The following is a 14651-nucleotide window of genomic DNA, read 5'->3' as shown; positions in this document are numbered from 1 at the left end:
GGGCGCCCGCAAGGCCGGGACGGTCCCACCACGCATCATGTCATAAAGGGCCACCGTTAGGTTCGAATCGTCAATTGTTGTCATATTTGCTTTACAGCGCATGTACATTTGTATCATTTTGTTAACAATGACGGTACATATGTACCACTGCTGGCGATTGCCGCACCCTTAACCACAACAAAAAAGGAAGCAAACGATGTTCGACTTGATTCCTGGAAGAAAGAGTCTCCTGGCCTTAACCCTTTCCACCCCCCTGCTGCTGGCAGGCTGTGGCGGCGGTGGTGGTTCCTCCTCGTCCGACGACGATTCCGCCGTTGCCGGGGATTCCGCCCAAGCCTCACAAAGCACCAACGAACCCAAGACCGTCAAGACCACGCCGGCCCCCGACGGCGGCGACGCCAACACCGAGGAAGTCTGTGAGGGCAGCACGCCCCTTGACCTGATCCGGACCTTCCCCGAACCGGGCAGCAAAGATTTTGCACTCAACGGCTCCCTGGCCTTCATCTTCAACGCCGCACTTGATCCTTCCTCCGTGGACAGCTCCAGCGTCTCCTTCGACGGCGACGGCGGCCTGGAAATCCGGGTAGCCGGTAACCAGATCATCATCGACCCCAAAGAGGACCTGGACCCGAACAAGGACTACCTGGCCACCATCCAGGGCATCTTTGCCGACTGTGACAATGGCGGTTCCGGCGGTGCTCCGGGCTTGCCGGAAGGCGTGGAGTTGCCGTTCGAGACGGGCGACGGCCCGGACAACAGTCCCCTGCAGGTGGTGTACACCTATCCCACCAGCGCCGATGATTTGATCGATCCCCGCGAGCCGATCGTGATCCAGTTTAACGGTGCGGTGGACCCGTCCAGCCTCAGCGGTGGCTCCCTGTACGTACGCCAGGTCAATGATCCGGCCAAGGCGTTTGGTGGCGAGTTCTACTTCGATGGCAGCAACGATCAGCTGACCTTCCTGCCGGAAGCCCCGTTTGATGCCCAGACCTCCTACGAGCTGGTGATTGGCAAGAAAGACACCGGCGGCTCCGACGGCGATCCGCTCAGCGGCCTGACCGACAACCCCATTGCCGAGCAGCTGGAGTCCCTGTTCCGCACCGGCGGCGAACAGCTGCCCATCGACACCCACACCCTCGAGCAGGTCACCGGCCTGGGCGACCGTCTGCAGGAGCTGGCCAGCCAGCTCCAGGACCAGTTTGGTGACTTCGGGGGCGGCTCCGGCATGGACGGCTTCGAGAACCCGCTGCTGCTGACCCTGCCGCTGGTGGGTGACCTGACATCGCCCTCGCCGTCGCCGGACAACACCGACACCCTGATCGCCATCTGCGACCCGGCAGCCGCCTCCGGCGCCTGCGCCCTGGCCCTGGACATCGACGTGGATGCCAGCGGTATGGACGCCCTGCAGGCCGCGCTCGGGACCCGAGACCCCGAGCAGGCCATCGCCATAGTATCGGCCCTGTTGGGTCAGCTGGCCGATCCCAGCAGCCTGGAGGCCCCGTTCAGCGCCGAGGTACTGCTGGCCGAACCCGGCTTTGCCAACCTGTTCCCGGCCCCGCTGAGCGACGGCGTGATCCTGGCGGTGGGCCAGATCGCTTCGGCGCTGAACCAGCTGCCGGTGGTGGCCGACCTGCTGGCCACCAGCAACGGCACCCTGCTGCAGGCGGCCCTGTTCAACAACGGCAGCCTACTGACCATCGACGGCTCTGAGTTCGACCTGGTGAATGCCCTGCCGCTGGACCAGCTGACCGAAGGCCAGGACCCGAACACCGGCGACCTGCCGGCGCTGGCGGACCTGCAGGACATGCTGACCAGTGGCGGCAGCTCCCTGCCGGTGATCGGCAGCTACCTGACCGGCGACGTACCGGGCGGCCTGATCAACGGCGGCACCCTGGACGAGCTGCTGAACCAGTCCTCCTTCGACCCGAACCCCAAGATCGAGGAGATTCTGGGCGACCAGGCCACCCCCACCAGCCTTGAGGACCTGCCGGTTCTGGGCACCCTCCTGGGCGGCCTGCTGGGCCTGCTCAGCCTGCTGGGCTAAGCGCCTGACAGCCGGGCCCGGGGAAGCCACAGTACTCTCCCCGGGCCCACTTTGTTTACCCTCGATTACCCTCCGGCCAACCGGCCAAAACGCTTCAACGTCACATCCACCGTCACCGTCAAACGGCTCAGCGCCGCGGCACGAGCCCGCCCTTCCGCACTCGCCCGATACAGGTGCGGCGTCATCGCCAGCAAATCGGCAATCGACTCGGGCTCTGCCAGCGCCAGTTCGAATCTCACCGCCTCACTGGCAAGCCACTGGAAGCCCGCCGGCACCGGAGCCTGCGCCGGCTCACGAGCCTTGAGGCTGGGATAGACAATCTCCCGCAGTTGCCGCAGGTGGTCTTCCCCGGCATCCACCTGAATCAGCTCGCCCCCCGGCTTGAGCACCCGGGCAAACTCCTCATGGACCGGAAAGCCAAACAGGCACAACACCCGGTCCAGCGATTCCCGGGCCACCGGCAGGTTGGCGTTGCTCGCCACCACCCAGCACCCGCGCCGGTCCTGTTTGGCCGCCGCCTGCACCGCCCACTTCGAGATGTCCACGCCCAGCAACGCCAGGGTCTGCTCCCCCTCGGTCGCTGCCAGTTCCCTCAGGTAGTAGCCCTCGCCGCAGCCGGCATCCAGGCAGCTCAGGGCGTCGGTCTCCGGCGCGTTGGCCAGCACCGCCCGGGCGACGGCCTGGGCTATGGGGCGGTAATGACCGCCGTTCAGGAACCGGCGGCGGGCCGCCACCATCGCCTTGCTGTCCCCCGGATCCCGGGACCGCTTCTTCTGGACCGGCAGCAAGTGGGTGTAGCCCTGGCGGGCGATGTCGTAACTGTGGCCGTCGGGGCAGCGCCAGCTGCCGCCATCCCGGTGCAGTGGATGGCCCTCGAGGGGACAGATCAGATGCTGGAAAGGTATGACGTTCATGGGGCGACAATTCTGTGACGTAGTTCCGGCGGCGATTCGCCAGTTGAGGGAACCAAAATACCGGATCTCACGTGAGTTTGTAACAGGGAGGGACATTCCATGCAGCAACTGGTATCAGCACCTGAGACCACCGAACAGAACGATCGATTTGTCGAAACCGCCGCGGGCTGGTATGTGCTGGTTCGCGAGAACAGCGACCTGGGCCCCTTCACCACCCGCCACGAGGCGGAGCAGGCCCTGCAACGGCACCTGCGGATGTACCGGGGCCTCAACCCCCGGACAGAGGGAGCCTACCACGGTATCTCCATTCACGACTCCGCCACCTGCCAGAAGGCCAACTGTGGCCGATGCATCGAGGCCCGCCAGCTGGACCACTGCTTCCTCCAGGCGGTCTGACCGGCCAATCGCCTCCGGCCGACGCTGACGAGCGGCAGGGGCGACCGGTCCACCGTTACGGCTCGAGCGTCCCCGCCAGGATCGGCAGCTGCACCGTACCGGCAAGATTCACCAACGGCACCAGGGCATCCCGGGACCAGCTCTCCGGGTACTGGTGATGGAAGCCGTACACCAACAGTGCCAGCTCCTCGCCCGCGGACAAGTGCTCGGCAATGCCCACCAGTTCGATCACCGCCTCCTGCTTGAGGCCGCGAACCGGCATGATCTGGTCGTCCACCAGGGTCCAGCGGCTCTCGCCCTCACCGCGCTTGCCGATGCCGACAAACACGATCGGGTCGCAGCCGGGGCTGTACTCCGGCAAGCCCTCCGCGCAGCCGGTGCGCCCGGCCAGGTCTGAGACCGTCAACACCGCGGTGGGGATACCGCCCAGGACCGCCCCGCCGGGCCCGACCCGGCCCAACCTCAGGGCTGCCGGCGGCGCCAGGGGGGTCGCCGCGGCCTCGTAGCCCGAGGCCACCGGGGTTTCTGTCAGCACCGGGCGCTCGACCACCCACGGCCCGGTCAACACGTCCCCGGCCTGGGCCGGTGCGGGAAACTCCGCGGCTGCCACCTGCACCGACTGACCATCACCGGTGGACAGGCAGACCTGGCTGTCACTGCCGTCAAAATACGCCGGCAACGGTTCACGCTGCAGCTTGTGCCTGAGCCAGTCCAGCGTCGCCCGGGCGATCGACACCTCGCCACAGGCGAAGTCGCCGGCGGCTTCCTGAAACTCCGGAACCTCCAGCAGCTGGGCCGCCGGGTCCACGTAATTGCCCGGCTGCAGTTCGTCCGGCGTCGCCAGCGGCAGAATATGCCCGCTCTGATGGGTCATCAGGCGCACATCGCCACCCAGGGCGCTCAGACACTGGTAGTTGCGCCAGGCCTCGTTGAAGTTGAACAGGGTGTCCCGCATGCCCTGGGTGAGCAGTACGTCCGCCGGCTTGAAGGGCATCGGGGGCACATCGTAGGCGGGCGGGTTGATCTGGTAGTTCACCAGGCTCGGTGAATCCGCCGGTTCGATGGGCCCGCCCGCGCAGCGGTAGGCGGGGCTGTGGTAGTAAACGAAATCCAGCCCCTCGGCGGGGAACCGATTGAGACTCAACCCCTGCAACAGGATCTCCCGGATGATCGGGTCGAGACCGTCGTTCTGGTTGGTCATCGAACCCGATTCGCCGCCAGCCACCAGCATCAGGTCCCAGCCGGACTTGATCACATCGCCCGGGTTCAGGCTGTAGCGTAGGTCGTGCCAGGTGATGTCCGGCACCAGGGCATCCATTCGCTGCTTCGGGTCCAGGCCGTGCAGCAGCAGCTGGAAGCCGCCGCCGTAACTGCCACCCATGGCGCCCACCACCAGGTTGGGGTTGAGCGCCGGCGGCAGATCCGGCTCCTGCTGCTTGCGCAGGTAATCCAGGTTGGCCTCGGCCCAGTCCAGGATCTGCACCAGATCGTCGCCTTCAAACTCCGGGTCCATCACCCGGACGGTGCCGGAGCTCTCACCGAAGCCGCGCTGGTCGATGGAGATGACCGCAAAGCCGGCCTCCAGGTAATCGTCGAAACCATTCAGCGAGCGGGCCCCGCCGAAGCCGTGACCGTGGAGCACCAGCGGGTGACCGTGGCTGCAGTCGATTCCGCCGGTGGGTTCAAACACCTGGAAGGCGATGGTTTCGTCACTGGCGGAGGTCAGGTACACCGGATAACTGCGGCCGCCCTCCAGGGCTTCGTCGGCCCGGCAGGAAGCCTGGGGCTGGGGCACGGTGTCCGCCACGCAGTCGGCGGCCTGGCCCGACCGGCCCGGGCCGTCCGGTCTGCGGTCACAGGCTTCAGCCCGCTCGCGGGACTCGGTTTGACCGGCCACCGCACTGCCATCGGCGCTTGCGGGGGAATCGCTGGAGGATTCGCCACAGGCCACCACCAGGCTGGATACGAGTACAAGGGCAGACAACCGTCCGGCACCGGCCAGACAGCCAAGAGGGGTAAGGTATGACATGGATAAGTCTCCGATTTCAGACCCCAGGTCACGCGACGACGGCCAGGGTGGCAATCGGATGTCCTGCGGTCTTTTTTATTGTTGTCGCTTATCCACACGCGGTTGGGTTGGTGAAAGTTCCATCAAACTGTCACGTTTTGACGGGGCCGGGCTCAGAATCGCTCCCGGCCGGAAAGGTGCAGATTATTGATGCGGGTCTTGCCCAGCATCTTTAACAGCAGGTTGCGGAAGAACCGCAGCACCGGATAGCCAATTTGCGACAGCCCGGCGGAGCGGAATACCCAGTAGTTGAGCCGGTTAAAGAACCCGGAGCGGCTGCTGATCAGGGCCAGGGCATGGATGGCGTCGGCGCCATAGTACAGCCGGTCGCCCAGCTTCAGCACCATGCCCTGGTCGATGTCCAGTCCCTGTGCGGTGATTTCCCGCAGGATGGCACTGTCTTCCCGGGCGTCCACCAGTTGCAGGCAACCCACGTCGCGGCGGATGCGAACCATCCGGCAGTAGTGGTCGCAAAGCGGACACTGCTTGTCGTAGACCAGCAGGATGTCGTTCTCAGACATGGCTAGCAACTCCGCGTTTGGGCGCCCGACGCCATTTCTTTGCCCCGGGGACCAGGGTTTGGTTAATCGAATTCCAGCAATCGAAAATGAGGATTCTCCGTCAAAGCCTGCATGGATTTCAGCGAGTCCAGGGGCACCGCCCGCTTGCCACTGGCTGTACCCAGCTGCACACATTCCTGCCGCTGGGCATTGTAGAGCGTGTCCACCGCCACTCCGTCCAACTGCTCGCCATTGCGGAGAGTGAGCCGCACCGACAGGCGAAAGCTGCAGGCAATCTCGATGTAATCCTGCTGGTCGCAGTTCATCATGGCCCGGGGCCTCCATGGTGTATGACGAGCACACCAGTTGTTAAGGGCCTTCCTCGGTCCCTTCGGTGGCATTTTCCGTGTAGACCGGGCCGTGGGCCAGGAACTGCCTCGCCATCGGCACACCCTTGAAGGCGACGAAGGCAATACCCAGACCGGCACAGGCCAGGGTGAAGGGGTCTTTCAGGAACCGGACGCTGTAATCGGACGGATCGAACAGATACGCCCCCAAGCCGAACCCGAACACACCCAGCGCCATCAGGGCATTCAGCAACAGCTGCATTTCCTTCTTACCCTGCTGCAACCGGGCAATCCTGGGGTTGTCCCGGCTGACCAGCACTTCAACGGGATCACCCACCTGGAGGTTGTGTTGTCTGACATCGATCTCCCCCTTGAACCGCAGCCGGGTGTCCAGCTCATACTCGACAACCGGAAGCTGTACCTGGTTTACAGAATCACCACTGCCCTGTTGCTCTTCCTTGATCGCCACCACCACCCCGCCGGTTGGGATACAGGACGCCAGGAAGGACGCCCGTGCCTTCCGCCCGCAATAGGAGCCAGCAATGAACAACAGGCCTGCCAGCATGAAGATGATCGAATGCATTCTGCCTCCCTGAATGACCGTGATCGGAACCGCGACCGGTACGCTACCATCCCCACCAACGCTCGATGTTGAGAATTCCCCGCCAGATCCCCCCCAGGATCGAAGGAAACAACCCCGGTAGCAGCAGCGCCATCATGGCAAAAATAATGATACAGGCAATCAGATAATGGCTACTGAGAAACCCGCCCCAGTATGCCAGTTCCCTGTTGACCCCGAGCCATATAAAAAAGGCAGTAGGGACCGAGAAAAACAGCGATGCAAAGAGGCTGATCAGCCTCAATTCAACAGGGCCAGCCTGGCCGCGATCCTTGCGCATGGTTTGTGAAGGTTCCTTTTCAAATAACGGAGCAAACCCATGGTAAACGCCGTCCACCGGTTTGATTGATTAAGCTTCGGACGCACCAGTGCCATCCTCAAGCCCAATGCCGTAAAACTTGGTACCAGGTACAGGATTGTGAAAATAGGGCTCAATTTCGGTAAACCCCATTCGCTCATACAATAGCCGCGCCTTCGTCGTCGGTGGCACGGCGTCCAGGACAACCCGGCGATACCCCAGGCTCTTGAGTTTGGAAAGCAGGTTTTCCATCAGTTGACGCCCCAGCCCCATACCCTGGTAACCCTGGCGCACGTACAAGCGCTTGATCTCCGCCGTGTGTTCGTCGAGTCGCCGGAAACCAACTCCGCCCGCGACACCTCCATTCTCTATGGCAAACGTATATTGCCCCGAGGGCAATGAAAATAACGCTTCGATCGTAGCCATTTCTCCCTGGAAATCCTGGTAGGAGAGATCAATGCCCAGCCAATCCACATACTCATAAATCAGCCGCTTCAGCTCGCGGCTATCAGAAGGAAAAACCACGTCCCTGATCACGATTAACTATTCCCTGTCTAAACCCGACTCACTGCCACAGCCCCTCACACATCGCCGGATAGGTGGCCGGCGAGAAGGCATCGAACCGGATATCCCGCACCCGGTCCAGGTCACTCCAGAGCAGTTGATGGCCCTTCAGTTTGCGGGTTACCCGGATCGCATTGTGCAGTGTCTCGATCTCCTCCGGGGTCGCGTCGCGGGCGTCTCCCACCTCGCCAAACAGGCGGACCGCCGGGGCCGAGCTGAACTGGCCGCTGAACAGGGATTTCAGCCAGAAGCCGGTGCTGCTGTTTACGCCCATCAGGCAGATCCGCCGATTGTGCTCGAAGTTCCTCGGCATGGCCTTGGAGTAGGCATCAAAATAGTAGCCCGTCATATCGTCACGGAAGAACACATGACCAATGGGCGTAACGTGGGGGTTGCCGGCTGCATCCACCGTGGCGATGGAGAAGAACCGATTGGACTTCTTGGCATTGCCAAGCACTTTCAGAATGTCCGGCCAGTTTTTTTCCAGTTCCATTCCCTGCTCCCTCAGGTTGAATGATGGTGGTTCTGCGCTGGTCACCCATAATACGCCATGAGCAACGGCTCAGGCTCAGTCATAGGCCTCAAACTGGGGCAGATCATCGGTTATCTCGAACCAGGGCGCTTTGCTGCCCACAAATACATGACGCTGCGCTTTAACGCCCGGATCGGTATCGAGGGTGCCAAGCGGAAATCCGTACACTTCGGGGTTGGCGTCGAATCTGGTATAGAGGCTGGAGCCACAGTTTGAGCAGAACCCCTTGTGCTCACCCGGGGACGATTCGTAGAACCGGATCAGCTCCTGACCCTGGACGGTTTTCCAGTCTGCCTTCCGCACCTGCGCCCGGGTGCGGAAGGCAGTGGCATGGAGCTTCCGACACATGGAACAGTGACAGTTCAGAACATCGGTGAGTGGGCCATCGATCTCGTAGCGGACGCCGCCACAGAGACAGCTACCGGATTGCCTCATGGGTACACCTCCTTGTGTGGTGAAGCCGTGGTTTACGGCAATGTCAGGGGCGCGCCGTTAGGAGCGTCCCTTGACCGCAATTATTACATGGTGATTCGGTAGTATCGACCACGCTCCCCCGCCTTGGTTGTAGTTCGTACGGCAGGCCAGCCCAATTTTTCGGCCACCCTTTTACTGGCCTTATTATCTTCTGCTATGAATACGTGGACAGCATCCAGGTCAATCTCGGGCGCTAGCTTTTCAACTGCCAATGCACAGGCCTTGGCCGCGATGCCATTTCCCCAAAACTCAGACCTGATGAAATACCCAAAATCCAAAATGCCATCGATCTCTTTAACCCCGCAGAACCCGATGAATTCATCCGAGGCAGAATCCGCGATAACAAATCGGGAAGGTTTATCGAGCGTACTCTCAAACCAATCCTCCGCTTCATCTTTCGAAAGAGCGCGACGTGGCCCGAGAAATCTCATTACATCAGGATCTGTCAGCATCAACATGACTGCAGCTCTATCGTTCTGCCGGAGATCCCTCAGTTTCACCAAGTTCATAGGGCTGGATTCACCCGGTTAAAACACAAAAATTCAATTTCACTCATAATTCGATACTTCTGACGCTGATGGTAACCGACGCCGAAGCGCAGCGGAGGTAACCCAAAGCGGTGTGCTTTTGGCGTCCGGTTTACCGCTTGGTTAAAAGGCCTGCCACCCAAGGTCACGATTCCTTGGCGAAAAGTTTCTGGAACAGTCGCTCTGACTCTTTGAGACCGTCCTCAGTGAACAGAATAGACTTGGCTTTACCAACCGGGTTCTCAATGAGCCCCTTTTCATGAAGCCTATTCATGACCTCCCAGTCAAAGGATTTCCACGCCCGACCGCCATCATGCAAAGTCAGATACAGCAACGCCAATACGGCCTCATCGATTTTCCCTTCATCAATCTCCATGGCTCATCCTCTGGTGATGCGTTCTTTTAACGCCAGTCATCAGCCGCGCGAGGCGTAAGCGCCAAAGCAGAAGGGCTCTGACAGCTAACAATCGCCGGCGCCTCATGAATGAGCGAATCGTTCGTCAACGCCTCCACCATGAACATTGCGAAATCGATTCGCCGCGTGCGGTTGCTTTCGAGCAAGGGATCACCAACATGCTGGCTCCAAACAGGAAGCCCCTGACTTGGCCCCTCCTCCAAGTCACTGCCTCGTACAACGGTCCACTTCCGATTGCTCGAAAAAATCCGGCGACAGGCCTCCACTTGATCATCAATGTCAACAAAGCGCATAACCTTCGCCAACCAGGCGACAACCTTCAGGAGCACAAGAAACGTCCGGGAGTATTCGTCCTTGCCGTCTTTGGTAATGTGCCAACCGCAGGAGAAAATGAGTCGCGCGTCCGGTTTTGAAAAATCCAGGACAGCCTGCGCGGTGCCCGACGAGTAATCCCGCACACCCCAAGGTACCAGCACCGTTAATACACCATCACAGCCTTTTACCGCCCGCTTGATGACCTCGCGATCGTTGGTGAATCCAGGTTCTATTCGAATTCGGTCCCTATAGGCGTCCAGCTTCTCAACGCTTCGCTCACGACAGACGCCCACGACGTCGTATCCGCGGTCCAGGCAGTGCTGGACCATGTATCGTCCAAGCTTGCCCGATGCTCCAACAATGCAAACTTTCATGTGTGGTCTCGTATCCCGGGGCTGGCTAAATCTTGCTGTTGGTGTCTTCAGGCACGCGTTCGCCACGCAACACCAAATATAGCAGCGGTCCCGCAGAGACAAACACCGCTGTCAGAAATGCAGAACGGGATGAGATAGCCCAGCCCTTTGCCACGGCTTGTCGCGTCCCGGCACATCCAGACGGACAATTAAAAGGGGTCGGGCGAAAGGTGCAGGCAATCCCGATGCAATCCTGCTGGTCGCAACGCATTAGAAAAGGGGCCAGATCGATTTTCAGAAAATCAGTCTGGCCCCTTAGCAGCAAGGATTACGGCCGAACGCGACCCTTACAATATGCCGCGGCTGCAACCTTGCACTGATTCCGGCTTTTCAGACGGGTTTCACTCGGACGCCGACGCTCCGATGTTGAGATTGGATTCGGCCCGAATTTCTGTATTACCGGCACGTTCCTGCGCCTGCTGGCGTACTTCGCCGGCCTTGTCGGCGCCGGCTGCCGCAGAGGCAGTGGCCGTGCTGCGGACCATCTGGCCGGTCTCAACACCGGCACTTACTGCCTGGTCTGCACCTTGGCGGGCCTGGTTGCTGGCTGCCCTGCCCCTTTCGCTGGCTTCATCACGAACTGCTTGACCATCAGCGCCAGCTGCTGCCTTAACGGATACACCACCCTTGGCAGAAACGCCATTCTGGGCATTGGCCTCAGCGCTCATGTTGGTCTCAGCCTGCGCGTTGGCATTGGCTGCGCCCTCTGCAGCGACAACACCGGTGGAAAGGATGGAACACATTGCGAGAGTCAGTAGATGCTTCTTCATGGAAAAGTTCTCCTTTAATAACCATTCCTGGTTGGTATGCCTAAGAAGAACGCCCGACAAGCCGTTTGTGTTCCAAATAAATAGCGAAGCGATCCAACGGAGGTGCGGGTGACAAGCCCCGACACCCGAGACACCTGGCAGCTTCGGGACTGATTTCAAGATCGCTCGAAAACAGCAACTGCTAACCTCTATTTTTTAGCGCCGATTATTTGAAACTGGTCAACAAACATGGCCTGACTGATAATCCATTTATCTTCCGGCTTATAAAAATAGAATTCCCAGATCACCGGATGAAGCTCGTGCTTTGCGACCTGAACTATGCGCATTAATGATGGAGACAGCTCTTCCCGCGAAACATTTTCATTGCCTAACATGCTTCCATACAGCGGAATGAGTGAAGCCAGCTGCTGTTTCAACATGGTTAGGGCTTGAATTTTCTGCTGCATGGCTGGATTGCTTGCATACAAATTATCGATCGATTCGTTCACCTTCCCCGCCGACAGTTCCGCGAAGAACCTATCTACTTGCTTGGCTGGCTCACCCTCATATGCGTGAGAAACAGATGCAAGAACGGAAACGATCAAAGCGGTGAGTAGACACTTCATATGTGCTCCTTGTTGTTAGCACCCGGCTCACCCGCCGGTTTGGGCGCAAAGCGGCAGATAAACGGTCCAACCAGGGTGTTGTTGACAGCATCGCCGGTGATGCGGCTCTTGCTGAGGGCGATCCGCGTGCGGCCCAGACCAATAGCGGCAAACCGCGTCGGTGTGCCGCATCACTTGTAGCTACGGCCTCCAGAGCGCGCAGAGGCGATTCCGAGTTATTCAGTGGAACCTTAGTGCAGCTCCAGCAATTTTTCCGCCACCTCGACAAGGTTGTCGCCACTGACGTCGGCGGGCAGGAAGACGTCACCGCGCTCACGTTCAAGGCGCGCGCACCAGCCCGCAAGGGCGCCGGCCCGCTTGGCACCATGGCAGTCCCAGGCGTGCACGGCAACCAGAGCCATGCGTTCGATCGGCGTATGCGTGTGTCTGGCGGCGAAACGGTAGATCTCCGGATGGGGCTTCCACACGCCGGCCTCCTGCGCGGTGATGACCTGGTCCACGAACCCGGCGAGCCCGGCCCCTTCCAGGAACCGGCGTGTGTTGTCAGGGCTGTTGACGGTCAGGCATCCAACGGTCACACCGGCCTGCGAGAGTTTCTGCAGAGCCGGCGCGGCATCGTCGAAGGTAGGCAGTGTGGCAAACCCGGCGAGCACGTGTTCGATGTCCGATTCGCTGAGCCTGTGTTTCGTTTCCGTGTGAAGGGCCTGACGGGCAACAGGCTCGAAGGGCGCCTTGTCACCGGCAAGGGTCAAGGCCATGGCATCGCGCTGAAAGCGCATGAACCAGGGCCCCAGCACAGTTGCCGGCTGCCCCACCTGCTCCAGTCGTTCCGCCAGCGGATCAAGATCAATCAATGTCTCCAGGACATCAAATAAAACCACATCCGGTCGGTCAGCCATAGCGCGAACCTCCCTATGCCGATGAAGGATCACACGCAGTATAGTTCAGGTTAGCGCCGGTTATGCGTGTTTGGCTGCCCGGAAGTACCGAATTGCTTTGAATCCAAACAGATACACGCCAAAAAAGAGCGCCCAGACACCTGAAAATAGCACATTCAGCTGAAGCCGGGCTTGCTCCGGAATTCCAGTCTCCAGATACAAGAATCCATACTGAATAACGGGCAGCAGGAGGAGGACCCAGATGGCCCAGGCCATTCTTCTGAAAATCGCCCAAGCCAATGCCAGGTGTATCCTTCCCATCGCCGTTGCCAGGATTGGCGATCGCAAAACAACGCCCTCTATGCCGGGTGACACAGCCGGGAGAATTGGTGCAACAACCTGCAACAGCCCCAATACTCCAGAGGCCAGACAGGCAATTCTCAAGACAAGCGGAATGGCGCCCACCCGGTTGAAAACGGTATCCGTACTCACCCAGTTCGACCTCTACAGTGTATGACGGCTTGCGCACCTGCCGTTTTCGGAGCTGGCTTTTTGTTTGAGTTCAGGTGGATAACCGTCGCGGCAACACAAAAGGCCGGCGGAGAAAACGGTCAGATGCAGTCATTTGTTAAGCCTGGCGGCGGCAAAGGCATTGGTGTGATGCGCCTGGCTAAATTTTGCGGGTTCTCACCGTGCCGGCGCTGATTAGATGCTACCCGAAGAAACAGCCCTTCTCGTCGGCATTCACGATAGCAAAGAATTCCTCGATAGAGCGTGACTCAGGTTCTGGCGAGTACGAATGCCATTTGAGATCGCTGCGCATCCAGTAGATTTTCCAGCGTTGCCGTTTCTTGACGTAGGTGGCTTTTGCCACCGGCGATTCAATGTTCGTGGACGGCTCTCGGAAATGGGGGCGAATCTCGACAATCTGCCCGCTCAATTTTCTTTGCCTCAAACTCACTGAATGCCATATGGATTCTCTGTGTGAACGCACCCATTGCGCCGAAGCGCACCGGTGACTTTGACGGACCCAAACGAACTACAACGACTGGTTAAGTTCACTTGGCTCGCCTGCGCTGCACAAACCCGATTACCAAAAAGACCAGAAACATCGCGAGCATTGGGAAAAGCACGTAGTCCAGATACCCCACCAATGCAGAAATTCCAAAAAGCGCAAACAACCAAACGAGAACTGGCGTGAAGCAGCAGAGCGCTGTGATCACACCACCAATTGCACCAATCTTGATTAAACGATTTCCGTTCTTCATGAGCTCAACCGCAGAACTGGTCTAATTGGATTGGAGGACACGGCGTATCGCCATATGAGCAAAATACACAGCAATCACCATGCTTAGGTTTGAGCAACACCTTGCAGTTCTTGCACTCATAAAATACTGGCAAGAGTCCTCTGGCATTGTCTCCACTTCCTTGTGCCCGCACTCTGGGCAAGTTATCTCTGACGTGAGTTTAGGCTTCATAATTCACCCTCCTCGGGAATAACTTTGCCCACGAACATAACGCCCTGGCTTTGCGGCGTGCCGGAGCGCCAGCGCAGGCGCGTTCAACAACAGCCACTGGTTAAGCTGACTCGAAGTCCAGCGGATGGATTCCATCCAAGTTGACCGTGTTGCGGGCCACCCATAGATCGTACATATCTTGCATCGCCAACCAACTCTCAGGAGAACGCCCGAGAACCTTGGATAACCGAAGAGACATTTCTGGGCTAATACCACTGGCCCCTTTGAGCAGCCGAGACAATGTGGAAGGTGACACTCCCAGACTGGACGCAAGCTGACGGGCACTGATGCCAAAAGGCTCCAGGTAAACTTCCCGAATGAATTCACCAGGATGCGGCGGATTATGCATAGACATTAGTGATAATCCTCATAATCAAGAATGTAGGCGTTGCCGTCCTGAAATTCGAACGTCATGCGCCAATTTCCGTTAACACGAATCGACCACCGCCCTTTGT

The 14651-nt window shown here is 59.4% G+C and carries 22 protein-coding genes and 1 pseudogene; 2 read left to right on the top strand and 21 right to left on the bottom strand.

The features are described 5' to 3' along the window. The first annotated feature begins 196 nt into the window (after positions 1-196). A complete protein-coding gene (locus R3175_RS15215; RefSeq protein ID WP_318945177.1) occupies positions 197-2044 on the top strand; it encodes an Ig-like domain-containing protein in 1848 nt (615 codons plus the stop codon). A 65-nt stretch (positions 2045-2109) separates the two neighbouring features. On the opposite strand, the gene R3175_RS15210 is transcribed toward R3175_RS15215, so the two are convergent. Then, complete coding sequence (locus tag R3175_RS15210; protein WP_318945176.1) at positions 2110-2958, bottom strand: putative RNA methyltransferase; 849 nt, start codon at positions 2956-2958, stop codon at positions 2110-2112. A gap of 99 nt (positions 2959-3057) precedes the next feature. Between R3175_RS15210 and R3175_RS15205 the strand changes: the two genes are divergently transcribed. Beyond that, complete coding sequence (locus tag R3175_RS15205; protein ID WP_318945175.1) at positions 3058-3354, top strand: DUF6316 family protein; 297 nt, start codon at positions 3058-3060, stop codon at positions 3352-3354. Positions 3355-3409: 55 nt separating this feature from the next. Here the strand turns inward: R3175_RS15205 and R3175_RS15200 are convergent, their stop codons facing one another. From R3175_RS15200 to R3175_RS15105, 20 genes and pseudogenes are all read right to left on the bottom strand, one after another. Further along, positions 3410-5383 carry a CocE/NonD family hydrolase gene (locus tag R3175_RS15200; protein ID WP_318945174.1) on the bottom strand — a complete coding sequence of 658 codons (1974 nt, stop codon included), beginning with the start codon at positions 5381-5383 and terminating at the stop codon, positions 3410-3412. A 152-nt stretch (positions 5384-5535) separates the two neighbouring features. Next, entirely contained in the window at positions 5536-5943 is a 408-nt protein-coding gene (locus R3175_RS15195; protein WP_318945173.1) for a DCC1-like thiol-disulfide oxidoreductase family protein, read from the bottom strand. 62 nt (positions 5944-6005) lie between these two features. Next, a complete protein-coding gene (locus tag R3175_RS15190; RefSeq protein WP_318945172.1) occupies positions 6006-6251 on the bottom strand; it encodes a Rho-binding antiterminator in 246 nt (81 codons plus the stop codon). Positions 6252-6291: 40 nt separating this feature from the next. After that, positions 6292-6852, bottom strand: coding sequence for a DUF3592 domain-containing protein (locus R3175_RS15185; RefSeq protein WP_318945171.1), 561 nt, complete (start codon positions 6850-6852; stop codon positions 6292-6294). A 43-nt stretch (positions 6853-6895) separates the two neighbouring features. Beyond that, positions 6896-7168, bottom strand: coding sequence for a hypothetical protein (locus tag R3175_RS15180; protein WP_318945170.1), 273 nt, complete (start codon positions 7166-7168; stop codon positions 6896-6898). A 69-nt stretch (positions 7169-7237) separates the two neighbouring features. After that, complete coding sequence (locus tag R3175_RS15175; protein ID WP_318945169.1) at positions 7238-7723, bottom strand: GNAT family N-acetyltransferase; 486 nt, start codon at positions 7721-7723, stop codon at positions 7238-7240. A gap of 28 nt (positions 7724-7751) precedes the next feature. Beyond that, positions 7752-8243: a pyridoxamine 5'-phosphate oxidase family protein gene (locus R3175_RS15170; RefSeq protein ID WP_318945168.1), complete on the bottom strand. Its 492-nt coding sequence runs from the start codon at positions 8241-8243 to the stop codon at positions 7752-7754. A 75-nt stretch (positions 8244-8318) separates the two neighbouring features. Beyond that, positions 8319-8717 (bottom strand): GFA family protein, encoded by a 399-nt coding sequence (locus R3175_RS15165; protein WP_318945167.1) that lies wholly within the window; start codon positions 8715-8717, stop codon positions 8319-8321. A gap of 83 nt (positions 8718-8800) precedes the next feature. After that, on the bottom strand, positions 8801-9265 hold the full coding sequence (locus R3175_RS15160) for a GNAT family N-acetyltransferase (RefSeq protein WP_318945166.1): 465 nt from the start codon (positions 9263-9265) through the stop codon (positions 8801-8803). 163 nt (positions 9266-9428) lie between these two features. Continuing rightward, on the bottom strand, positions 9429-9659 hold the full coding sequence (locus tag R3175_RS15155; protein ID WP_318945165.1) for a DUF6429 family protein: 231 nt from the start codon (positions 9657-9659) through the stop codon (positions 9429-9431). Positions 9660-9685: 26 nt separating this feature from the next. Beyond that, positions 9686-10387, bottom strand: a complete 702-nt coding sequence (locus R3175_RS15150; RefSeq protein ID WP_318945164.1) for an NAD(P)-dependent oxidoreductase — start codon at positions 10385-10387, stop codon at positions 9686-9688. Positions 10388-10767: 380 nt separating this feature from the next. Beyond that, positions 10768-11196: a hypothetical protein gene (locus R3175_RS15145; RefSeq protein ID WP_318945163.1), complete on the bottom strand. Its 429-nt coding sequence runs from the start codon at positions 11194-11196 to the stop codon at positions 10768-10770. Positions 11197-11384: 188 nt separating this feature from the next. After that, a complete protein-coding gene (locus R3175_RS15140; RefSeq protein ID WP_318945162.1) occupies positions 11385-11801 on the bottom strand; it encodes a hypothetical protein in 417 nt (138 codons plus the stop codon). A 230-nt stretch (positions 11802-12031) separates the two neighbouring features. Beyond that, positions 12032-12700, bottom strand: a complete 669-nt coding sequence (locus R3175_RS15135; RefSeq protein WP_318945161.1) for an HAD-IA family hydrolase — start codon at positions 12698-12700, stop codon at positions 12032-12034. Positions 12701-12760: 60 nt separating this feature from the next. After that, positions 12761-13171, bottom strand: coding sequence for a hypothetical protein (locus R3175_RS15130; RefSeq protein WP_318945160.1), 411 nt, complete (start codon positions 13169-13171; stop codon positions 12761-12763). Between the two features lie 220 nt (positions 13172-13391). After that, entirely contained in the window at positions 13392-13619 is a 228-nt protein-coding gene (locus R3175_RS15125; protein ID WP_318945159.1) for a DUF3024 domain-containing protein, read from the bottom strand. A gap of 118 nt (positions 13620-13737) precedes the next feature. Then, complete coding sequence (gene merF / locus R3175_RS15120; RefSeq protein ID WP_318945158.1) at positions 13738-13947, bottom strand: mercury resistance system transport protein MerF; 210 nt, start codon at positions 13945-13947, stop codon at positions 13738-13740. A 4-nt stretch (positions 13948-13951) separates the two neighbouring features. After that, positions 13952-14157, bottom strand: a pseudogene (locus R3175_RS15115) (GDCCVxC domain-containing (seleno)protein). Positions 14158-14257: 100 nt separating this feature from the next. After that, entirely contained in the window at positions 14258-14551 is a 294-nt protein-coding gene (locus R3175_RS15110; RefSeq protein WP_318945157.1) for a HigA family addiction module antitoxin, read from the bottom strand. Further along, positions 14551-14610, bottom strand: coding sequence for a hypothetical protein (locus tag R3175_RS15105; protein WP_318945207.1), 60 nt, complete (start codon positions 14608-14610; stop codon positions 14551-14553). The genes R3175_RS15110 and R3175_RS15105 overlap by 1 nt, the downstream gene beginning before the upstream one ends. Positions 14611-14651: the final 41 nt, after the last annotated feature.

The sequence above is a fragment of the Marinobacter sp. genome (assembly GCF_033722735.1).
In the GTDB taxonomy this organism is placed as follows: domain Bacteria; phylum Pseudomonadota; class Gammaproteobacteria; order Pseudomonadales; family Oleiphilaceae; genus Marinobacter.
The sequence above is the reverse complement of the archived record's forward strand: the minus strand, read 5'-3'. Positions and strand labels throughout refer to the sequence as shown.